Origin of the sequence: Rhodobacter aestuarii, from assembly GCF_900156655.1 — a bacterium.
GTDB classification, from domain to species: Bacteria; Pseudomonadota; Alphaproteobacteria; order Rhodobacterales; family Rhodobacteraceae; genus Rhodobacter; species Rhodobacter aestuarii.
In genome coordinates this window covers 473588-494623 of record NZ_FTOG01000001.1, presented here as the reverse complement: position 1 = coordinate 494623, position 21036 = coordinate 473588, and the positions used below count along the sequence as shown (strand labels likewise).

Annotated in this window: 16 protein-coding genes; 10 read left to right on the top strand and 6 right to left on the bottom strand. The window is 61.8% G+C overall.

Going from position 1 to position 21036, the window contains the following annotated elements:
* Positions 1 to 48: 48 nt before the first annotated feature.
* Positions 49 to 1311: an NnrS family protein gene (locus BW967_RS02275; protein WP_076483394.1), complete on the top strand. Its 1263-nt coding sequence runs from the start codon at positions 49 to 51 to the stop codon at positions 1309 to 1311.
* On the opposite strand, the gene BW967_RS02270 is transcribed toward BW967_RS02275, so the two are convergent.
* Both BW967_RS02270 and BW967_RS02265 read right to left on the bottom strand, forming a co-directional pair.
* On the bottom strand, positions 1308 to 1871 hold the full coding sequence (locus BW967_RS02270; RefSeq protein ID WP_076483393.1) for a UbiX family flavin prenyltransferase: 564 nt from the start codon (positions 1869 to 1871) through the stop codon (positions 1308 to 1310). The genes BW967_RS02275 and BW967_RS02270 overlap by 4 nt on opposite strands.
* Positions 1868 to 3379 (bottom strand): UbiD family decarboxylase, encoded by a 1512-nt coding sequence (locus tag BW967_RS02265; protein ID WP_076483392.1) that lies wholly within the window; start codon positions 3377 to 3379, stop codon positions 1868 to 1870. Before BW967_RS02265 ends, BW967_RS02270 begins: the two co-directional genes overlap by 4 nt.
* A gap of 135 nt (positions 3380 to 3514) precedes the next feature.
* Here BW967_RS02265 and ubiT point away from each other — a divergent pair, with 135 nt between their 5' ends.
* From ubiT to BW967_RS02230, 7 genes are all read left to right on the top strand, one after another.
* Positions 3515 to 4060: a ubiquinone anaerobic biosynthesis accessory factor UbiT gene (gene ubiT / locus BW967_RS02260; protein ID WP_076483391.1), complete on the top strand. Its 546-nt coding sequence runs from the start codon at positions 3515 to 3517 to the stop codon at positions 4058 to 4060.
* Complete coding sequence (ubiU, locus tag BW967_RS02255; RefSeq protein ID WP_076483390.1) at positions 4060 to 5037, top strand: ubiquinone anaerobic biosynthesis protein UbiU; 978 nt, start codon at positions 4060 to 4062, stop codon at positions 5035 to 5037. The genes ubiT and ubiU overlap by 1 nt, the downstream gene beginning before the upstream one ends.
* Positions 5038 to 5039: 2 nt before the next feature.
* A complete protein-coding gene (gene ubiV, locus BW967_RS02250) occupies positions 5040 to 5942 on the top strand; it encodes a ubiquinone anaerobic biosynthesis protein UbiV (RefSeq protein WP_076483590.1) in 903 nt (300 codons plus the stop codon).
* A gap of 157 nt (positions 5943 to 6099) precedes the next feature.
* On the top strand, positions 6100 to 7740 hold the full coding sequence (locus tag BW967_RS02245; protein ID WP_076483389.1) for an NAD(P)-binding protein: 1641 nt from the start codon (positions 6100 to 6102) through the stop codon (positions 7738 to 7740).
* On the top strand, positions 7733 to 11365 hold the full coding sequence (nifJ, locus tag BW967_RS02240) for a pyruvate:ferredoxin (flavodoxin) oxidoreductase (protein WP_076483388.1): 3633 nt from the start codon (positions 7733 to 7735) through the stop codon (positions 11363 to 11365). Before BW967_RS02245 ends, nifJ begins: the two co-directional genes overlap by 8 nt.
* A 12-nt stretch (positions 11366 to 11377) precedes the next feature.
* Positions 11378 to 12373, top strand: coding sequence for a dihydroorotate dehydrogenase-like protein (locus BW967_RS02235; protein ID WP_076483387.1), 996 nt, complete (start codon positions 11378 to 11380; stop codon positions 12371 to 12373).
* 97 nt (positions 12374 to 12470) lie between these two features.
* On the top strand, positions 12471 to 14537 hold the full coding sequence (locus BW967_RS02230) for a methyl-accepting chemotaxis protein (RefSeq protein WP_076483386.1): 2067 nt from the start codon (positions 12471 to 12473) through the stop codon (positions 14535 to 14537).
* 73 nt (positions 14538 to 14610) lie between these two features.
* On the opposite strand, the gene BW967_RS02225 is transcribed toward BW967_RS02230, so the two are convergent.
* Positions 14611 to 15654 (bottom strand): DUF475 domain-containing protein, encoded by a 1044-nt coding sequence (locus tag BW967_RS02225; protein WP_076483385.1) that lies wholly within the window; start codon positions 15652 to 15654, stop codon positions 14611 to 14613.
* 135 nt (positions 15655 to 15789) lie between these two features.
* Positions 15790 to 16755, bottom strand: a complete 966-nt coding sequence (gene speB, locus BW967_RS02220; RefSeq protein WP_076483589.1) for an agmatinase — start codon at positions 16753 to 16755, stop codon at positions 15790 to 15792.
* Between the two features lie 169 nt (positions 16756 to 16924).
* Here speB and BW967_RS02215 point away from each other — a divergent pair, with 169 nt between their 5' ends.
* Positions 16925 to 17971, top strand: a complete 1047-nt coding sequence (locus BW967_RS02215; RefSeq protein ID WP_076483384.1) for a cytochrome-c peroxidase — start codon at positions 16925 to 16927, stop codon at positions 17969 to 17971.
* Between the two features lie 96 nt (positions 17972 to 18067).
* Here the strand turns inward: BW967_RS02215 and BW967_RS02210 are convergent, their stop codons facing one another.
* Positions 18068 to 18868, bottom strand: coding sequence for a 23S rRNA (adenine(2030)-N(6))-methyltransferase RlmJ (locus BW967_RS02210; protein ID WP_076483383.1), 801 nt, complete (start codon positions 18866 to 18868; stop codon positions 18068 to 18070).
* Between the two features lie 469 nt (positions 18869 to 19337).
* Positions 19338 to 19541: a DUF1127 domain-containing protein gene (locus BW967_RS02205; protein ID WP_076483382.1), complete on the bottom strand. Its 204-nt coding sequence runs from the start codon at positions 19539 to 19541 to the stop codon at positions 19338 to 19340.
* Positions 19542 to 19845: 304 nt separating this feature from the next.
* Between BW967_RS02205 and BW967_RS02200 the strand changes: the two genes are divergently transcribed.
* A complete protein-coding gene (locus tag BW967_RS02200; RefSeq protein WP_076483381.1) occupies positions 19846 to 20922 on the top strand; it encodes an Mrp/NBP35 family ATP-binding protein in 1077 nt (358 codons plus the stop codon).
* Positions 20923 to 21036: the final 114 nt, after the last annotated feature.

Here is a 21036-nt window from a genome sequence, read left to right as displayed (position 1 = left end):
AAGGGGCGCGGTTGGGGGCACGAAAGAAGAAATACAAGGAGCCGCCCCATGTCCTTTGCGCAGACCTTCGCGCCGCCTCGCTTCCTTCGGGAAGGTCACCGCCCGCTTTACCTTGCCGCCGCCCTTTTTGCTGCTCTTGCAGCCGGGCTTTGGGGGCATTGGATCGGCCATGGGATCGGCAATGAGCTTTTGCCCACCCGCGCCATGCCGATTGATTGGCACGCGCATGAGCTGATTTTTGGCTATGGCGGCGCGGTGATGGCGGGGATTTTCTTGGCCAATGCGCCGCGCTTCACCGGCTGGCTTTTCTTTCCGCTTCTGACCGCGCTTTGGGTCGCGGGGCGGATCGCCGTTGCGGCCTCTGCCACGCTCTCGGCCCCGATGGTTGCGCTGATTGATCTCAGCTTTGACGTGGTGGTGATGGCGCGAGTCGCGATGCCGATCTTTGCAGGCAAGATCACCGTCGAGACCTTTCACGCCAAGCTCAAAACCTTTGGTTTTGTGATGATTTTCTTCCTGCACTTCATCTCCAACCTTGTCATGCACCTTGATTGGATGGGCATTTGGGATGGTATTGCGGCCACGGGCGCCATGGCGGGTTTGATGGCGTGTGCCACGATGAATGCGGCGTTTGGCGGCAAACTTACCAATGCGCTGACCCGCAATGCAATGGTCCATGCGGGGGAAACCGCCCTGCCCCATGCGATGAAAAGCCTTGATCGTTGGGGGCCGATTTTCACCGGGCTGTGCGTGCCCGCCGCGTTTTTGCCGGTGCGGGCCTTTGGTGCGGTGCTGGTGCTCGCTGGCGCGACGAACCTGTTCCGCGTGATGTTCTGGCGCTCGGGCTGGGCGTTCAAAAATGACGCGCTGCTGACGGGCTTCCATGTCGCCTTCATGTGCCTTGGCCTTGGCCAATATGCGATGGGGCTGTCGGCGGCGACCTCGATGCAAATCTTCCCCGCCGCGACCCATTTGCTGGCGATTGGCGCGGTGGCGGGCCTGTCGATGGCGGTGATGATCAAATCGAGCCTTGGCCGCGCGGCACGCCCCGCCGTGGCGACGAAACCGCTCAAAGCGGCGGGGATCGCTTTGATCTTGGCGCTCGCGCTGCGTGTCTCGGGCGAGCAAACCGTCACGCTGATGGCCTCGGCCCTCTTCTTTGCGGCAGGCTATGTGGCGCTGGCGGTGGGGCTTGCCCCCGCGCTCTTTGGCAAAAAACTCACCCCCGGCGAACCGGGGGCGCGGCCTTTGGGGCATGGCAAAGGCGACGGCATGACCACCACCGTTCAGATCAAGGGCCTGAACGATTAAGGCTGCCAGCTTTGCGCTTGCGGCGGGCCGAGACGGAGCAAATCCACGGCCCGCGCGCCGATCTGACGGGCGATCTCTTCCACCCCTTGCGGGCGCAGATAGAAGGCCGGCACGGGCGGCAAGATGATGCCACCCATTTCTGTGACCGAAGTCATGTTGCGCAGATGCGCAAGCGTGAGCGGCGCTTCGCGCGCAAGCAAGATCAGCGGACGCCGCTCTTTAAGCTGCACCGAGGCAGCGCGGACCAGCAGGTTATCATCCATCCCGCAGGCAATCGCGGCGAGCGAGCGCATCGAGCACGGCGCAACGATCATCCCGGCGCTTGGCGCAGAGCCCGAAGCAATCGCCGCACCGACATTACCAATCGGATGAATGCGGGTCGCAAGCGCTAGCAACCGCTCCAACGCGCCCTCATCCGCCTCGGTCGCGAAGGTGAGCTTCGCAGCCGATGACATCACCAGATCAATCTCGACCTTGAGCGCGCTCAGCGCTTCCGCCACGGCGAGCGACAACAGCGCGCCAGAGGCCCCCGAAACACCCAAGATCACCCGCGCGCTCATTTCACACCGCCGGGGAATTGCCGTTTCAAAACGGCTTCGGCAAAGGCCTCATCTTCGGGGCGCATTTTCATCACCGTGCCCCATTCACGCGTGGTTTCGGTGCCGATCTTGGTGGTCGCATCAATGCCCAGTTTGCCCGCCAAACCTTCGAGCGGGGAGGCGAAATCAAGGTAATCCATCGGCGTGCGGTCGAGCACCACCAAATCGCGGCCCGGGTCCATCCGCGTGGCCATCGCCCAAGCGATATCATCCCAATTGCGCGGGTCGATATCGTCATCCACGACGATCACCATTTTCGTATAGCTGAACTGCGCCAGCATCCCCCAAAGCGCCATCATCACGCGCCGCGCTTGGCCGGGGTAGCTTTTCTTAATCTGCACCACCGCGATCCGGTAGGAACAAGCGGCCGGCGGCAGCCAAAGATCTTTCACCTCGGGGATTTGTTGGCGAATCACCGGCAGGGCCAGATCGTTGAACACCTCGCCAATGATCGCGGGCTCATCGGGCGGGCGCCCCGTATAGGTGGAGAGATAAATCGGGTCTTTGCGGTGCGTCAGCGCAGAGACCCGCATCACCGGGAAGGGCTCCACCGCGTTATAATAGCCGGTGTGGTCGCCAAACGGCCCCTCAGGCGCGGTGTCGCCCTCGTTGATCCAACCCTCGATCACCATTTCGGCGTCCGCAGGCACCATCAACGGCACGGTTTTGCACGGCACGAGATGCGAGCGCTGGCCGCGCAACACGCCCGAGAAAGTGAGTTCCGAGACGTTTTCGGGCAAGGGCAAAGCCGCCGAGAGAAGCGTCGCCGGGTCCGCGCCCAAAACCATCGCCACGGGCATCGGCTTGCCCGCCGCTTGCCATGTGCGGTGATGCTGCGCGCCGCCGCGATGGGCGAGCCAGCGCATGATGATGCTTTCGGGCCCATGCAACTGCGCGCGGTAGATGCCAAGGTTATACGACATCACCGCATCAACATCTGAGCCATAGGGCCGGGTCACGACGACGGGCCACGTAAAGAGCCGCCCGCCATCGCCCGGCCACAACTGCTGCACCGGAAGTTCTTCGAGGTTCAGCCCCTTGCCGGGCTCCAAAACGACATCCTGCACCGGGCCTTTTTTCGAGATATTGACGCGGGTCGAGAGCGCCGCTTTCAGCATCGGCCAGCGCGAAATCGCGTCACGCATCCCCTCAACGGGCGCGGGCGCTTTCAAAGAAGCCAAAAATTCGCCAAGCGCGGGCACCTGATCAAGCGGCAAGCCAAGCCCCGCCGCGACCCGCGACGTGGTGCCAAAAAGATTCGTCACCACCGGGATATTTGAGCGTTTGCCCGAGGGCAGCACCGGCGCGTCAAACCGCAGCACCGGCCCGCCTTGCTCCAAAACCGCGCGATGCACGGCAGACATTTGCAATTCAACGCCCACCGGCTCTGCGATTGCGCGTAACTCATTGCGGCCCTTTGCCCAATCTAGGAAGGACCGCAGGTCGGAAAAAACGGGTAAGCTGCGCATATGTCCTCCTAAGTCATGGTGGCGATAGCATCTAGGGTTCATCAAAGGTTTGACATTGATCAAGTTGCCGCATTGTGACCCGCGTTAAAGCAGCCCATCTAGGAGTGGGGAGAAATCCCTGACGAAAGGAGCGCCATGTCCGACCATGATCAGATCCCCCGCCTGCCCAAGCTGATGGGCCGGGCGATGCGGCCCTTGCCGCTTGCGCCGCTGTCGGTGACGCTGACCCTTTTGGCGCGCCGCATTGCCAAACGCCATCCGGGCCTGTTTCAACGCCTTGGCCAATATCGCGAAGCGCGTTTCTTGCTGGACGCGACCGACCTGCCCTTCAAGCTCTTGCTTGATCTGCGGGGCGGCAAGGTGAAGCTGACCGCGCATCGCAATGTGCCTCAGGCCGAGGCGCGCATTGCCGGGCCGATTGCAGGTTTCCTTGGTATGATGCACGGCGCCTATGATGGCGACGCACTTTTCTTCTCCCGCGATTTGATCGTTGAGGGCGACACCTCTGCCGTGGTGGCGCTGCGCAATGCGATTGATGATGCGGAACTTGATCTTGCAGCGGAACTGACCGAATTGGCCGGACCGCTCAAACCCTTCGTGCAGCCCGCCGTCACCTTGGCGGAAAAACGCTCCGGCATGGTGCTGCACCGGGTCGATACGCTGGCTGGAGGCTGGACATGATGGAACTGGTTTGCCCCGCAGGCACCCCCGCGGCACTACGCGCCGCTGTGGAGGCGGGCGCACATGCGGTTTATTGCGGGTTTTCCGATGAGACGAACGCGCGCAACTTTCCGGGGCTGAACTTCTCGCCCGAAGAATTGGTGCCTGCCGTCGCGGGCGCGCACAAGCGCGGCGCGAAAGTGCTGGTGGCGCTCAACACCTTCCCGCGTGCGGGCGGCGAGAAACTTTGGCACCAACGTTTGGCCGATGCCGAGGCCGCGGGCGTGGATGCGGTGATCTTGGCCGATATCGGGCTTTTGGATTATGCCGCGACGCATCACCCGAACCTGCGCCGCCACCTGAGCGTGCAAGCGGCTGCCGCCAACCCCGATGCGATCAACTTCTATGCGGAAGCCTTTGATGTAAAACGGGTTGTGCTGCCGCGCGTGCTGACCGTGGCCGAGATTTCCGCGATCAACAAAGAAATCGACGTGGAAACCGAAGCTTTCGTCTTTGGTGGGCTTTGCGTGATGGCCGAGGGGCGCTGTGCGCTTTCCTCTTACGCCACCGGGCTTTCGCCCAATATGAACGGCGTCTGCTCGCCGGCTTCCCACGTGGTCTATGCCGAAGAAGGCCCGGATCTGGCGGCGAAACTTGGCGGCTTCACCATTCACCGCACGCCGAAAGACCGCCCCGCGCCCTATCCGACGCTTTGCAAGGGCTGCTTCACATCTGGGGAACAAACCGGCCATGTGTTTGAAGACCCGGTTTCGCTTGATGCGCGCCACCTTATTCCGGCGCTCGCCAAAGCGGGCGTGACCGCGCTCAAAATCGAAGGGCGGCAACGCTCGCGCGCCTATGTGGCCGAAGTGGTCCGCGCCTTCCGCGCCGCCACCGATGCCCTTGCCGATGGGCGCGAATTGCCGCTGGCAGAGCTTGCCCGGCTGACAGAAGGCCAATCCGCCACCGCCGGGGCCTATGCGAAAACCTGGAGATGACGATGGACCTGACGGTAGGCTCGAACCTGTTCTTCTGGACAGCCGAAGCAACGCGCAAATTCTACGCTGACCTTGCGCAGGCCCCGGTCTCGCGGGTGGTTGTGGGCGAAGTGGTCTGCTCAAAACGCTTGCCGTTTTGGGAAGCCGAAATTCCCACCGCGCTCGCCACGCTGCAAGCGGCGGGCAAGGAAGTGGCAATCTCAACCCTCGGGCTTGTCACGCTCAAGCGCGAACGCAACCAGACCGATGATATTTTCGGGATGGGGGTTCCGGTTGAGATCAACGATATCACCGCGCTCAAACATTTGCCGGAAAACACCCCGTTCTGGGTGGGTCCGCTGGTGAACGTCTATAACGAGGGCACGGTGGCCTATCTGGCGCGCCGGGGCGCGACCCGCATCTGCTTGCCGCCCGAATTGCCGCTGGCCTCGATCGCAACTTTGGCGAAAGCGGGCAAAGAGGCGGGCGTGAAGATCGAGGTCTGGGGGCATGGGCGGTTGCCGCTTGCCATTTCGGCGCGCTGCTACCATGCGCGGCTCCATGATCGGGCCAAGGACAATTGCCAGTTCATCTGCGGCGAAGATTGGGATGGGCGCGAGGTTGATACGCTCGACGGGCAAGCCTTCTTGTCGGTGAATGGCGTGCAAACGCTTTCCGCCGCCACCGGCTGCGCGGCCTATTACACCGAAGCCTTGCGCGATGCGGGCGTTGATAGCCTGCGCCTGTCGCCGCAAACCGGTGATTTCATGGGGCTTTGCGCCGCCTATGCTGATCGGATCGCGGGCAATATCACCCCCGAAGCTCTGGTCGCGCAACTGCTGCCCGAAGCGCCGGGTGGCCGCTTCGCCGATGGCTTCTTTACCGGGCCCTCTGGCTCCGATTGGGCGCATCCGATCCCGGCCTAAGATTTTGGCCGGGGGCGGCAACGCTCTGCCCCCGGCCCCGCCTCAAGCGCAATAATGTGATGTAGGAATACGCCTTTAGGCTGATCTATGTCATGCAAGCCCCCTCCCCGCCTCGCTAATCTCGCCCCGTCGGTCACTGCGCCTGGGGAGGAACAGCATGAGCACGCGGCTTCGGGATTTCACACCATCGGTCAGCCCCTATGGCAACCGCGGCACAGGGCCGGTGCGCAGCCAGCATCCGCGCTACGTCACGCTCACCCCGCCCTGTTCAGCCGCCTGCCCCGCGGGGGAAAACATTCGCGCGTGGCTTGAGCTTGCGATGCAGGGCCGCTACCGCGCCGCTTGGGAAAAGCTGACCGAGGAGAACCCGATGCCCGCCGTGCATGGCCGGGTGTGCTACCACCCCTGCGAAAGCGGCTGTAATCGGGGCGAGGTGGATGAGGCGGTCTCAATCCACGCGGTCGAGCGCTTCTTGGGCGATATGGCCACGCGCGAGGGCTGGGAATTTCACAAGCTCCGCTCGGACACCGACAAACGCGTGTTGATTGTGGGGGCCGGGCCTGCGGGGCTTTCGGCCGCTTATCATTTGGCGCGGCTTGGCCATAAGGTCGAAATCCGCGAAGCCGGGCCGATTGCGGGCGGCATGATGCATTTCGGCATTCCCGCCTACCGGATGCCGCGCGCCGAACTGGCCGCCGATGTGGCGCGGATTGTGAATTTGGGGGTGCGGATCACACTCAACCACAAGGTCACGGATCTGATGGACGAAAAGGAACAGGGCGGGTTTGATGCCGTGTTTCTGGCGATTGGCGCGGGGCTGGGCAAACGCGTTGAAATCCCCGCGCGCGATGCCGCCAAGGTTTTGGATGCGGTGAACCTTTTGCATGAAACCTCGTCCGAGACCCCGCCACTCTTGGGCCGCCGCGTGGTGGTGTATGGCGGCGGCAACACGGCAATGGATGCTGCGCGCACCGCGAAACGCCTTGGCGCAACGGAAACGATCATCGTGTACCGCCGCGACCGCGAGCATATGCCCGCGCATAGTTTTGAAGCCGATGAAGCGATCGAAGAAGGCGTCAAAATCCGCTGGCTGACGACGATCAAGGAAATCTCAGGCTCCGATCTGCAAGTCGAGCGGATGGAGATTGATGCCGAGGGCCGCCCCCAACCCACCGGCGAGATTGAGACCCTTTCGGCGGATGCGGTGGTGCTGGCCTTGGGCCAGCAAACCGACAGTGGGTTTTTGAAAAACGTGCCGGGGCTGGAGTTCACCCCCGATGGTGCGGTGGTGGTTTCGGGCGAGATGATGACCGGGGCCACGGGCGTCTTTGCGGGCGGCGATATGGTGCCCGCGCAGCAATCTGTCACCATCTCCACCGGCCACGGCAAACGCGCCGCGCGCCATATAGATGCGTGGCTGCGCGGCGAGACGTACAGCGAGCCCCCACCCCAGCCGGTGGCAGATTTCGCGACGCTACATTTGCCCGTTTATTCCGATGCCGAGCAAAGCGCGCAGGCGCATTTGTCGGAAACCGTGCGCATGGGCGGGTTTCAGGAAATCATCAAAGGGCTGACCACCAAGGAAGCCCGTTATGAGGCGGCGCGGTGCTATTCCTGCGGGCAATGTTATGAATGCGACAATTGCTTTGCCGCCTGCCCGGAAGAGGCAATTGTGAAGCACGGGCCGGGCCGCGGCTACCGCATTGATCTGACCAAATGCACAGGCTGTTCAAGCTGTTACGACCAATGCCCCTGCGGCGCGCTTGATATGATTGCGGAGGAGCCCCCCCATGCGTGACAGTGTTGTGCAACAAGAGGCCTCCGCAAAAGACGTAACTACCGTGCAAGCGGTGATGGATGGCAACACGGCCGTCGCCCATATCGCTTACCGCGTGAATGAGGTTTGCGGGATTTACCCGATCACCCCCTCTTCGACGATGGCGGAACTGGCCGATGAATGGGCCGCGCGCGATCTACGCAACATCTGGGGCAATGTCCCCGTGGTGCAAGAAATGCAGTCCGAAGCCGGGGCCGCAGGCGCGGTGCATGGTGCTTTGCAAGCCGGCGCGATGACGACGACCTTCACCGCCTCGCAGGGCCTCATGCTGATGATCCCCAATATGTTCAAGATCGCCGGGGAGCTGACGCCGACGGTCTTTCATGTGGCGGCGCGCGCTTTGGCGACCCATGCGCTCTCGATCTTTGGTGATCATTCCGATGTGATGGCGGTGCGCTCGACGGGCTTTGCGATGCTCGCCTCCGCCTCGGTGCAAGAGGCGCATGATATGGCGCTGATTGCCCAAGCCGCGACGCTGCGCGCCCGCGTGCCGTTTGTGCATTTTTTCGATGGGTTCCGCACGAGCCACGAGGTCAATACGCTGAGCCTCATCCCCGATGCGCAAATCCGCGCGATGATTGATGATGATCTGGTGCGCGCGCATCGCGCCCGTGCGCTCTCGCCCGATAACCCCGTGGTGCGCGGCACGGCGCAAAACCCCGATGTGTTCTTCCAAGGGCGGGAGGCCGCGAACCCGTTCCACGCCGCCGTGCCCGGCATTGTGGCCGAGGAAATGGCAAAACTCGCCGCGCTCACCGGGCGCGCTTACAAGCTGTGCGATTACATCGGCGACCCAGAGGCCGAGCGGGTGATTGTGGTCATGGGCTCGGGCGCGGAGGTGGTGGAAGAGGCGCTCGCCGCGCTGAACGCACAAGGGGCGAAACTCGGCGCGGTGGTGGTGCGGCTTTACCGTCCCTTCCCGGCGGAAGCGTTCTTGGCGGCGCTGCCTGCTGCGTGCACCAAATTGGCCGTGCTCGATCGTTGCAAAGAACCCGGCGCCCCGGGCGAGCCGCTCTTTTTGGATGTGGTGGCCACATTGGCCGAAGCCGTGGCCACCGGCAAACGCGCCACCCTGCCGCGCATCACCGGCGGGCGCTATGGGCTTTCCTCCAAAGACTTTGACCCGGCGCAGGTGAAAGCGATTTATGATGATCTGGCGGGGGATGCGCCGAAACAGGGCTTTACCGTTGGCATCACCGATGATGTGGGGCTGACCTCTCTGCCCGCGGACCCCAGCGTTGTCACCGAACCGCAAGATGTTGTCCGCGCGGTCTTTTATGGCCTTGGGGCCGATGGCACGGTGGGGGCCAATAAAAACTCGGTCAAGATTTTGGCGGAAGAAGCCGGGCGCTTTGCGCAGGGCTATTTTGTCTATGACAGCCACAAATCCGGCGCGCAGACGGTGTCTCACCTCCGTTTCGGCCCGCGCCCGATCAAAGCGCCCTATCTGATCCATTCGGCCAATTTCGTGGCCTGCCATCAGTTCCACTTCATGCAAAAGATTGATGTGTTGCGCGTGGCGGCTCCGGGGGCGACGTTCTTGCTGAATGCCCCCTTCGGGCCAGAGAAGGTTTGGGACCGCCTGCCCCGCTCGGCCCAAGCGGCGATCATTGATAAGGGGCTGAAATTCTATGTGATTGATGCCAACAAAGCCGCACGCGAAGTGGGGCTGGGGCGGCGCACCAATACGATCTTGCAGACCTGTTTCTTTGCGCTTTCGGGCGTTTTGCCGCGCGAGGCGGCGATTGAACAGATCAAAGCCTCGATCAAGAAAACCTATGGCCGCAAGGGCAAACGGGTGATCGAGCAAAACTGGGCGGCGGTGGATGGCGCGCTGGAACGGCTCCATGAGGTCACCGTGCCCAAAGCACCCAGTTCAGAGACCGAGCGCCCGCCCGCCGTGCCCGCCACCGCGCCCGAGTTTGTGCGCCGCGTCACCGCGCTGATGATGGAAGATCGCGGCGACGAAATTCCGGTGAGCTTGCTGCCCGCCGATGGCACCTTCCCCACCGGCACGGCGGCATGGGAAAAACGCAATGTCGCCGATGAAGTGCCGCTTTGGCGCGAGGATTTGTGCATTCAATGCGGGCAATGTTCGTTCGTCTGTCCGCACAGCGTCATTCGCGCGAAATACTTTGACGAAGACCTGCTGGAAGGTGCGCCCGAAGGGTTCAAATCCGCGCCGGTCAATGCGCGTGGCTACCCCGGCGCGCGGTTTTCGTTGCAATTCCATGTCGAAGATTGCACCGGCTGCGGGCTGTGTATCGAGGCTTGCCCCTCGCTTTCGCCCCATGAGCCGGGCGTGAAGGCGATCAACCTTTCAGAGAAGCAACCGCTTGTCGAAACCGCGCGTAAGGCGATGACTTTCTTTGAACATCTGCCGGTGAATGACCGCGCGCGGATCGACTTTGCCAATGTGCGTGGCGTTCAATTCCTTGAACCGCTCTTTGAGTTCTCGGGCGCTTGTGCGGGCTGTGGGGAAACGCCCTATGTGAAGCTGCTCAGCCAACTCTTTGGCGACCGGTTGATGGTCGCCAATGCCACGGGTTGTTCCTCGATCTATTCGGGCAACCTTCCGGTCACGCCTTGGACGAAAAACGCCGAAGGGCGCGGCCCGGCTTGGGCGAACTCGCTCTTTGAAGACAATGCCGAATTTGGCCTTGGCTTCCGGCTTGCCGCCGACAAGCACCTAGATCTTGCCCGCACACTCACCCAAGAGATGGCGCCGATGGTGGGCGAGGATTTGGTGGCCGAGATCCTGAGCGCGCCGCAAATCCGCGAAAGCGAGATCCGCGCGCAGCGCGAACGCGTCGCCACGCTGAAAACCCGGCTTCTGGCGCATCGCGAGGCCCCGCAAGCGCGGCATCTTCTGAGCGTGGTGGATCACCTTGTCCGCCGCTCGATCTGGATCGTTGGCGGCGATGGCTGGGCCTATGACATTGGCTATGGCGGGCTCGATCATGTGCTGGCCTCGGGGCGCAATGTGAATGTGCTGGTGATGGACACAGAGGTCTATTCCAACACCGGCGGGCAAGCTTCAAAAGCCACGCCCTTGGGAGCGATTGCGAAATTCGCCGCCGCAGGAAAGCGCACCGCGCGTAAAGACCTCGCCCTGCAAGCGGTGGCTTACGGCAATGTTTACGTGGCGCAGGTGGCAATGGGGGCAAACCCGCAGCAAACGCTGCAAGCCTTCCGCGAGGCAGAGGCCTATGACGGGCCAAGCCTTATCTTGGCCTATAGCCATTGCATCGCGCATGGGTTTGACATCCGCAAAGGGCTGAACCAGCAAGACCGGGCCGTCGCCTCTGGCTATTGGCCGCTCCTGCGCTATGATCCGCAATTGCGGGGCACCGGCGCGGCGCCGTTCCGGCTAGATAGCCCGCGCCCGGTGCTGCCCTTTAAGGACTACGCCTATAATGAGTTGCGTTATTCCGCCCTTGCCGCGACCCGGCCCGAAGATGCCGCCGCCCTGTTGGACGAGGCGCAGCAGGCGATCTTGGAGAAATACCGCAGCTATGAAGATTTTGCCGCGATGGATGGCGGCCCCGGCCCGGCGCAGGCGCTTGGGGCGGCTGGCAAACTGTAACGGAGACCCGAGATGGAGATGAAAACCCGCTATCTGGGCCTTGATCTGCCAAGCCCGCTTGTGGCCTCGGCAAGCCCGCAAAACGCCAAGCTTGAGGTGCTCAAGATCTTGGCCGATCACGGCGCGGGGGCGGTGGTGCTGCCCTCGGTCTTTGAGGAACAAATCTGGCATGAGCAGCGCATTCTTGATCAGCTGGTCGAGCATGGCTCGGAAAGTTCGGGCGAAGCGCTGAGCTATTTCCCGACGCAATCGGCCTTTGCCTTTGACAGCTCCAACCACCTCAGCGTGGTGGAAAAGGCGGCCAACGCGCTGCCCATTCCGGTGATTGCCTCGCTCAATGGCACCACCGATACCGGCTGGACCGATATGGCCTATGAATTTGCCGAAGCGGGCGCGGGCGCGATTGAACTCAACGTGCATTTCCTGCCCACCGACCCGGATATGTCGGGCGCGGAGGTGGAACAACGCACGCTCGATGTGGTGAGCGCGGTTTGCGAGACGGTGCAGATCCCGGTTTCGGTGAAAATCGGGCCGTATTTCTCTTCTCCCGCGCATATGTCGAAACGGATCGTGGCCGCGGGGGCGAAAGGGGTGGTGCTTTTCAACCGCTTCTATCAACCCGAGATCGACCCGGTGCGGCTGACTGTTGAACCGCAACTGGAGCTTTCGCGCCGCTACGAGATGCGGCTACCGATGCGTTGGATCGGCGTTTTGGCGGGGCGTTTCGGCGGTTCGATTGCCGCCACCACGGGCGTGGAAAGCGCCGAGGATGTGGTGCGCTATCTGCTGGCGGGGGCCGATGTGGTGATGACCACCTCCGCGCTTTTGCGCCACGGGCCCGAACATATCGGCGTGCTGCTCAAGGGGGTGGAAGATTGGCTTGATGCGCGCGGGCTTGAAACTCCCGCCGATTTGCGCGGCAAACTCGCCTATGGGGCGATGGACGACCCCGAGGGATATGAGCGCGCCAATTACATCAAAGTCATGCAAAGCTGGGGCAAAGGCTAAGGAATTGGCCTATTTGCAAAAGGCGGATCCACATTAACGCCCCATAAATCGGCGGAGCATATGCTGGCGCGGAATTCCTGCCCAGTCCGGAGCCGCTATGTTCCTTCGCCGTCCGCCCAAGCCACAAGAACAACGTCAAAATGCGCTGAACCTTGCGGTCGAATCTGCCCTTGCTGTGATTTCTTTTGACCTCACCGGCAAAATCCTCAGTGCCAACCGGTGCTATTGCGACATTATTGGCTATTCCGAACAAGAGCTTGTGGGCCAATCACTCGCAATCATCATGCTGCCGAGCTACGCCAAAAGCGTGGGCACGGGACAGTTTTGGGATGATCTGCGCGCGGGCGAAGTGGTGCATATGGCGGTGACGCGGGTGCGCAAATCGGGCGAAATGGTTTGGCTCGAATCCACCTACGTTCCGGTGCGCGATGCGGCGGGCAATGTGGTCGAGGTGTTCAACTTCGCCTCTGATATCAGCGACAAAACCCGCGAGCGGAAACATCGGGAATCGATGATGGCGGCGCTCGATCGCTCGCAAGCGGTGATCGAATTCGACCTGCACGGTAATATCGTTGAGATGAACGACACTTTCCTTGCGGCGATGGGCTATTCGCGCGAGGAACTGATTGGCAAACATCACCGCATGTTCATGCCGCCGGGCGCGGCGGAAAAAGCCGATTACAAACAGTTTTGGGATACGTTGCGCACCGGCGAATTTGTCTCGGGCGCATTCCACCGCGTCGCCAAAGGCGGGCGCGAGGTATTCTTGCGCGCCAGTTATAACCCGATCAAGGGGCTGGATGGCAAAGTCTCGGGCGTGGTGAAATTTGCCCAAGACGTGACCGAAGATTTCCGCCTCGCGCTCGACCGCGCGGGCCAGATCAATGCGCTGCAACGTTCGCAAGCCGTGATCGAATTCGATATGCACGGCAATATCCTGACTGCTAACGAGAATTTCTTATCGGTCATGGGCTACACGCTGGATGAATTGCACGGCAAAAAACACGATGTTTTCATAGCGAGCGGCGAGCGCGAAAGCCCCGCTTACAACCGTTTTTGGGATGAGTTGCGCGCAGGCAAGGCGCAGGTTTCTGAATTCCGCCGAATTTCGAAAACCGGCCAGGATGTCTGGATTCAAGCGAGCTATAACCCGATTTTAGATGCCGAAGGGCGCCCCTATAAAGTGGTCAAATTCGCCACCAATATCACCGCCCAGAAAAACGCGATCTTCGCCTTTGAAAAAGGCGTCGCGGCGCTGAGTGCGGGCGAATTGGATCATCGGCTTCACAGCGCGATGCCGCCCGAATTTGAGGCTTTGCGCAACAATTTCAACGAGGCGATGGGCCAGCTTTCGGACCTTGTCGGCGCAATCTTGGACAGCGCTGAATCGATCCGGGTTGAAACCTCGCATCTGTCGGGGGCCTCTGCGGAACTTGGGCGGCGCACCGAAACGCAAGCCGCCTCGCTGGAAGAAACCGCCGCAGCGCTGAACGAGCTTTCGGCCTCGGTGGAAAGCTCGGCCACCGGCGCGCGCAATGCAGCGGGCGCTGTGGGTAAGGCGCGCAGCCGTTCGACCGAAGGGCGGCGTGTGGTCGACCAAACAATCTCGGCGATGGGCGATATTGCGCAAAGCTCTGATCAGATTTCGCGCATCACCAGCGTGATTGACGACATCGCCTTCCAAACCAACCTGCTGGCGCTGAATGCCGGTGTTGAGGCCGCGCGGGCAGGCGAAACCGGGCGTGGCTTTGCGGTTGTGGCCTCGGAAGTGCGGGCGCTCGCGCAGCGGTCCTCTGAAGCAGCGCGCGAGATTGCCGAACTGATTGAAACCTCTGGGCGGCAGGTGCGCCAAGGGGTGGAACTGGTCAATGAATCTGGCCAAGCGCTGAGCGAGATTGACGTGCTTGTGGGCGAGGTCGACGGGCTGGTGCACGCGATTGCCAGCTCTGCCGTGGAACAATCCACCGGCTTGGCCGAGATCAACTCCGCCGTGAACCAGCTTGATCAAGTCACCCAGCAAAACGCGGCAATGTTTGAAGAAAGCTCTGCCGCAGTCGCCGTGCTGAGCAATCAGGCGGGCCAGTTGGCGGCACAGGCGAGCGTGTTCCGAATTGGCAATAGTGGCAGCGCCACCAGCGAATTGGCGCTGCGCGCCGCCTCGTAAGACATACCACCACGGAAAGAAGAAGCGTCGCGCAGTGCCCTGCGCGGCGTTTCACTTTGGACCGCAGCTTTGCTTATTCGCAGGGTTCCGGGTTGGCGCGTTTCCAACGCACCGATGACATGAAGCTCAGCCCGATGAAGAGCACGCCCAGCAAACCCGTGGCCCATTCCGGCACCGGGAACAGTGTTTGCAGGAACATCGCAGCAGAGAGCACCAAGATCGACCAAAACGCCCCATGTTCCAAAAACCGGAACTCAGACAGCGCATGGCGTTCAACCAGCATCACCGTCATGGAGCGGACGTAAAACGCGCCAATGCCAAGGCCGATGGCAATCAGAAAGAGGTTTTGCGTCAGCGCAAAGGCCCCGATCACGCCATCAAAGCTGAAGGAGGCATCGAGCACCTCAAGGTAGAGGAATGCGCCAATGCCGCCGCGCGCCACATCAGAGGCCAACGCCCCACGGTCGAGCACCTGCCCCAAGCCCTCCACCGCCAAGAAGGTCAACAACCCGGTGCAAGCGGCCACCAAGAAGGTGCCCTGTTCATGCACGGGTTGAATGGCAGTGACGCCCAAAACCAGTGCCAGAACAAAGCCCAACTCCAGCCCCCGGACCGAGGCGCAAGCGCTTAGCCGCCGCTCAAGCGCAGCAAACCAATGCACCTCTTTGCCCTCATCGACAAAGTAGCTCAGCGCAACCATCATCAGAAAGGCGCCGCCAAATCCTGCAATGGAAACATGGGCTTCGTCTATGATCTTCGCGTATTCTTGGGGCTCTGTCGCGGCCAGCCGTATCGCCTCAAGCGGGCCAACATGGGCGGCCACCACGACGATGATCAGCGGAAAGATAATCCGCATCCCAAAGACCGCGATGATGATCCCCCATGTCAAAAACCGCCTCTGCCAAAGCGGTGACATGCGGCTGAGCTTGTTGGCATTGACGATCGCATTGTCGAAGGAAAGCGAGATTTCCAAGACCGCCAGCACACAGGCGACAAAGAAGAACGACATCGCCCCCGAGAACGTATGTTCGTAGACAAACCCAAGCCAGAGAGAGAGCAACAGACCAATCGCCGTGAAGCCGAAGGCCCAGCCGAAGTAGTGGAAGGCGCTGCGCATTCTGTCCCCGCTGTGGCGGCCGAGACCCGGCCGCAAATGCTTTTGCTGGATGTAGGCATCGCAGGGCCATGCTGCAAGACCCCAGCCCCGTTGCAAGCGCCCCTGCGCGGATGTGACCCGCCCCAGCCTTGGCGCTCAGCCTTTGCGGCGGGTGTATCCGTAAAGCGCGACGAGTTCGGTGGCGACATGGGCGCCCGCAATCGCGGTGACGCCGGTCGGGTCATAGGGCGGCGAGACCTCGACCACATCGCCGCCGACCATATTGATGCCCGCCAGCCCGCGCAAAAGCGCCGCCGCCTGCCAACTGGCCAAACCACCCCAGACCGGGGTGCCGGTGCCGGGCGCGAAAGCGGGGTCAAGGCAGTCGATATCAAAGCTGATGTAACAGGGCCGCTCCCCCACCACCGCCTTGATCCGCGCAACGGTTTCTTCCACGCCCGCTTGATGCACGAAAGGCGCATCAAGAATATGCACCCCGCAGGTATCGGGGTTGTCGGTGCGGATGCCCACCGAAACCGTGGTTTCGGGCGCAACGTAGCCAAGCTTGAGCGCCTTATACAAGAAGGTGCCGTGGTCGATCCGGCTCATGTCGTCATCGGCCCAAGTGTCGGAATGGGCGTCAAAATGAATAAGCGCCACTGGCCCGTGGCGGTCCGCCATCGCGCGCAAAATCGGCTGGGTGATGAAATGGTCCCCGCCAAGCGTAATCACCCCCACACCCGCGCCCAAGATGGTGGCGATATGGGTGGTGACCCGGTCGGGAAAGCTCGCCGTATGCGCATAGTCAAAGGCCAGATCGCCGTAATCGACAATGCTCATTTCACTAAGCGGATCATAGCCCCAGCCATAGGGCGCATCGAAAGCTTGCAGCGTTGCCGCCTCGCGGATCGCGCGCGGGCCAAAGCGGGTGCCGGGGCGGTTCGTCACCGCTTGGTCGAAGGGCACACCGGTAAAAGCAAGATCGACGCCAGCCAGATCCTTGCTGTAACGGCGGCGCAAGAAGGACGGCGCGCCCGCAAAGGCGTTTTCATAGGCAAGGCCGCGCAACTCGGCGCGGGTGAATGCCGTATCTACTTGTTTTTTCGCGTCTTCCAGTGCCATCAGCGCCCCCATTTTGGGCGTTAGTATGGGCCTTTTTCAGGTAGAAGTGTCAACCAAAACCTGCGTCAGGCTGCCGCACCTGGAACCGTTCCAAACTTGATCTGGATCAACTCTCTCACGCCCCTGTGAACTTAGATTTATTCTACCTTTTGCTACGGAGGAACCATCCATGAAACGCAAAATCGCCCTCGGGCTGGCCCTGACAACGGTCCTTGCCACGCCCGTTTTGGCGGATGATGCCGCGCTACGCGAAGAGGCCAAAGGGCTCTTCGAAGTGATCCCGATGCAAGCGCCGATGCTTGAAAACAACAACGCCGTCACCCGCGATAAGGTCGATCTGGGCGCGATGCTGTTCTTCGATCCGCGCATGTCGAAATCGGGCCTGTTCTCGTGCCAATCGTGCCACAACGTCGGGATCGGCGGGGTTGACGGGCTGGAAACCTCTGTTGGCCACGGCTGGCAAGCGGGTCCGCGCAACGCGCCGACCATGCTGAACGCGGTCTTCAACATCGCCCAATTCTGGGATGGCCGCGCGCCTGACCTTGCTGCGCAAGCCAAAGGCCCGGTGCAAGCGGGCGTGGAAATGAACAACACCCCCGAGCAGGTGGTGGCGACGCTGAAATCGATGGATGGCTATGTCAGCGCCTTTGATGCCGCTTTCCCGGGCGAATCCGACCCGATCACCTTTGACAATTTCGCGCTCGCGATCGAGGCGTTTGAAGCCACGCTTGTAACCCCGAACTCGAAGTTTGACCAATGGCTGATGGGCCAAGACGGCGCGCTGACCGATCAAGAGAAAAACGGTCTGAGCCTGTTTGTTGAAACCGGCTGCGCGAGCTGCCACAATGGCATCAACTTCGGCGGCAACGGCTACTATCCGTTTGGTTTGGTTGAAAAACCCGGCGCCGATGTGCTGCCCGAAGGCGACAAAGGCCGGTTTGCGGTTTCGGAAACGGCGGATGACGAATATGTCTTCCGCGCCGCGCCGCTGCGCAACATCGCGCTCACCGCGCCTTATTTCCACTCCGGCAAGGTTTGGGATCTGAAGCAAGCCGTGGCGATCATGGCGAACTCGCAACTTGGTGCGGAACTGAGCGATGAACAGGTCGACGATATCACCGCCTTCCTGACCACGCTGACCGGCGAACAACCCGAAGTCGTGCACCCGACCCTGCCGGTGCGCACCTCGGCCACGCCGAAACCGGCGCCGATGTAAGATCGAGCGATTGTCCCATGGGGTGCGTCCCAAGGGCTGGCGCGGGGGGAAACCCTCGCGCCTTTCTTTATGGGGCGCCTTTCCTTATGGGGCGCCCTATTTCAGCTTGGCAAAGAGCTTGGCGAGTTTTGCGGCCTCGTCTTGCAGCCCCCAAGGCGGGTTCAGCACGAACATGCCCGAGCCCACCATGCCGTGCCCCGCGCGCGCGGGCGGGAAGCGCACCTCTGAAAGCAGCCCTTCGGGATGCGCGGCTTTGAGGTTACGCACCGTGCGCGCCTGCGCCTCGGCCACCGGCACATGAGCGGCGAGCACCGGATACCAAAGCGCAATCACACCGACATTCCATTTGCGCGCCACCTGCCCCATCAGCTTTGGCACGGTTTCGTAATCGGCCTTCACCTCCCAAGACGGGTCAATCAACAAGAGCCCCCGGCGCGGCGTGGGCGGGCACATGGCAAGCGCCATTTGCAGCCCATCCTTTTGGTGAAAGATCCCGCCATGCTCGGCCATCGCCTCTTTCAGCGCGGCAAATTCCTGCGGATGCAGTTCGCACAGTTGAATGCTGTCGATCGGGCGCAAGAGCGTGGCCGCCAAAAGCGGCGAGCCGGGATAGGCGGTTTTGCCCTGCGCGTCCCGCACCGTTTTGAGCGCGCGTAGATAGGGGTGATCGGCGTCGAACCAGCGCTCGGCCAAAGCGCGGCTGATCCCTGCCGCCGCCTCGCCGGTTTTCGCGGCCTCCGCCCCATCGAGCGCATAAAGCCCCCGGCCCGAATGGGTCTCTAGGTAGCTCAGCGGTTTGTCTTTGCGGGTCATGTAGTCGATCATCGCGGCCAAGAGTGCATGTTTGTGCACATCGGCCAGATTTCCCGCATGATAGGCGTGTTGGTATGACAGCATGGGTCGATCCCTCTTTCGGCCTTCCTGCCTGCAACCGCCCGCCCCCGCAAGCGGGCTGTGCAAAGGGCTGCATTCATCTTGCCAGAAATGTCGCCGGGAGACGGGGCCAAAGCCCCAAAATGGAAAACGGCGGCGCCCAGGGAGGAGGAGGGGCACCGCCGTTAAAAACCGCGGCCTCAGGGAGGAGGAGAGAGGCCTTGGTATGTCCGGTACTGCTCGGGAGGAGGTGAGCAGCACCATATCCCGCGCCCAGGGAGGAGGAGAGGACGCGGTATCAGGTTGAAGGAGCGGCGACCTCAGGGAGGAGGAGAGAGGCCGCCGCCTTCTTTACAAGCCCCAGGGAGGAGGAGGGGGCCTGATAGGTTTCCGGCAGATAGGGCCGGTATGGGTTTGGCGACACCCTCAGGGAGGAGGAGAGAGGGTGTCGCCGATCTCCGAGGCCAGGGAGGAGGAGAGGCCTCAGGAAGTCTTATTTGCCGTAGGCCGCTTCCAGCGCGATGCGGGTCAGCATCGAGCGGTGCATGCCAAGATCGTTCAGTTCACGCTCCGAAAGCGAGCGCAGTTCCGAAAGCGTCTGACGATAAACCTTGCGGCGGGCCAGCGCTTCGCGCACGGTCGCAAGCACCTGGGAAAGCCCGGCGTCGGAAGTGCGGATGTCGGTCGCCAGTGCCATTCGTCGTCTCTTTCGCTATCGCTGTGTATGTTGTTCTGCGCCTGCTTGACCGAGATGTCTCTGCGGTGCGCCGTCGCTGTTGGGGCTAACATGGGGGAAATGCTGCATCTGCACAACGGCGGACGGGTGCAACGCCGCCTTGCGAAAAATGCATAACGGATTCTGACCTGTTTCCGCCCCAAAACTGCGTTAATTCGCTTTGGAACAGTTCAAAAAAGAGGCGAATCTTGCGTGGAGGGGGTCTGCCCCCTTGCGAAGCGCGGCAAAAGCGCCACAGTCGCCCGCAAATCGACAGGAGAAATTCATGGCTCTTACGAAAGAATCAGTGCTCGAACGTTTGCGCAATACCCCGCTGGAAGGCGGAGATGCCGTGAGCCGCGGCCTGGTGCATGCGCTGGCGGTCGAATCGGGTGTGGTGCGGTTCGTGCTTGAGGGGGCGCCCGAGGCCGAACTGGTGGCGATCCGCCCGGTTTTGGAACAAGCGGTGCGCAGTCTTGAAGGGATCAGCTCCCTTTCCGTGGTGATCCCGGCAGGCCCGCCCAAGGGGATGGGGGCGAAGAAGCCGCAATCAGGCGTGAAGATCGGAGGCCACCCAACCCCGCAGGCAGGCCCTGCCCCGGTCCCCGGCGTGCGCCACATTTTGGCGGTGGGCTCGGGCAAAGGCGGCGTCGGCAAATCCACCGTGGCGGCGAACCTTGCTGTCGCTTTGGCGAAAGCGGGCCGCCGCGTTGGGCTTTTGGATGCCGATCTCTACGGGCCGAGCCAGCCGCGCATGATGGGCGCGACCGAGCGCCCCGGTTCCGAAAACGGCGATACGATCTTGCCGGTGATGGCGCATGGCGTGGTGCTGATGTCTTTGGGGCTGATGCTGCGCGAAGATGAGGCGGTGATCTGGCGCGGCCCGATGCTGATGGGCGCGATGCAACAGCTTTTGGGGCAAGTGCGCTGGAATGCTTATGGCGATTTGGATGTGCTCGTGATCGACCTGCCGCCGGGCACCGGCGATGTGCAATTGAGCCTGTGCCAAAAAGCAACGCTTGATGGTGCGGTGATCGTGTCGACCCCGCAAGATGTGGCGCTTTTGGATGCCAAGAAAGCGCTCGATATGTTTGCCAAGCTGAAGGTGCCGGTGGTTGGGCTGATTGAAAACATGTCCACCTATGTTTGCCCCAATTGCGGCCATGAGGCGCATCTCTTTGGGCATGGGGGCGTGGAAGCCGAGGCCGCGCGGCTCGGCCTGCCCTTCATGGGCGCCCTCCCCTTAGCGTTGGAAGTGCGCATTGCCGGCGATGAAGGCACGCCGATTGCAGCGGGCGACAGCCCGGCAGCAGAGGCCTATGCTGCCCTTGCCCGCCATGTGATTGACGCAGGGGTCGCGTAAGAAAAGCGGGTTTCGCTTCGGCGCTGCCGAAGCGACCCAGCGGGGGCGCTGCCCCCGCCCCCCCCGGGATATTTCGCGCAAGATAAAAGCGGCCGTGGCCTTAGCCCCCCACGG

Coding starts and splice junctions, on each gene's coding strand:
- BW967_RS02275 (WP_076483394.1), top strand. CDS start 49: ATGTCCTTTGCGCAGACCTTCGCGCCGCCTCGCTTCCTTCGGGAAGGT.
- BW967_RS02270 (WP_076483393.1), bottom strand. CDS start 1,871: ATGAGCGCGCGGGTGATCTTGGGTGTTTCGGGGGCCTCTGGCGCGCTG.
- BW967_RS02265 (WP_076483392.1), bottom strand. CDS start 3,379: ATGCGCAGCTTACCCGTTTTTTCCGACCTGCGGTCCTTCCTAGATTGG.
- ubiT (WP_076483391.1), top strand. CDS start 3,515: ATGTCCGACCATGATCAGATCCCCCGCCTGCCCAAGCTGATGGGCCGG.
- ubiU (WP_076483390.1), top strand. CDS start 4,060: ATGGAACTGGTTTGCCCCGCAGGCACCCCCGCGGCACTACGCGCCGCT.
- ubiV (WP_076483590.1), top strand. CDS start 5,040: ATGGACCTGACGGTAGGCTCGAACCTGTTCTTCTGGACAGCCGAAGCA.
- BW967_RS02245 (WP_076483389.1), top strand. CDS start 6,100: ATGAGCACGCGGCTTCGGGATTTCACACCATCGGTCAGCCCCTATGGC.
- nifJ (WP_076483388.1), top strand. CDS start 7,733: ATGCGTGACAGTGTTGTGCAACAAGAGGCCTCCGCAAAAGACGTAACT.
- BW967_RS02235 (WP_076483387.1), top strand. CDS start 11,378: ATGGAGATGAAAACCCGCTATCTGGGCCTTGATCTGCCAAGCCCGCTT.
- BW967_RS02230 (WP_076483386.1), top strand. CDS start 12,471: ATGTTCCTTCGCCGTCCGCCCAAGCCACAAGAACAACGTCAAAATGCG.
- BW967_RS02225 (WP_076483385.1), bottom strand. CDS start 15,654: ATGCGCAGCGCCTTCCACTACTTCGGCTGGGCCTTCGGCTTCACGGCG.
- speB (WP_076483589.1), bottom strand. CDS start 16,755: ATGGCACTGGAAGACGCGAAAAAACAAGTAGATACGGCATTCACCCGC.
- BW967_RS02215 (WP_076483384.1), top strand. CDS start 16,925: ATGAAACGCAAAATCGCCCTCGGGCTGGCCCTGACAACGGTCCTTGCC.
- BW967_RS02210 (WP_076483383.1), bottom strand. CDS start 18,868: ATGCTGTCATACCAACACGCCTATCATGCGGGAAATCTGGCCGATGTG.
- BW967_RS02205 (WP_076483382.1), bottom strand. CDS start 19,541: ATGGCACTGGCGACCGACATCCGCACTTCCGACGCCGGGCTTTCCCAG.
- BW967_RS02200 (WP_076483381.1), top strand. CDS start 19,846: ATGGCTCTTACGAAAGAATCAGTGCTCGAACGTTTGCGCAATACCCCG.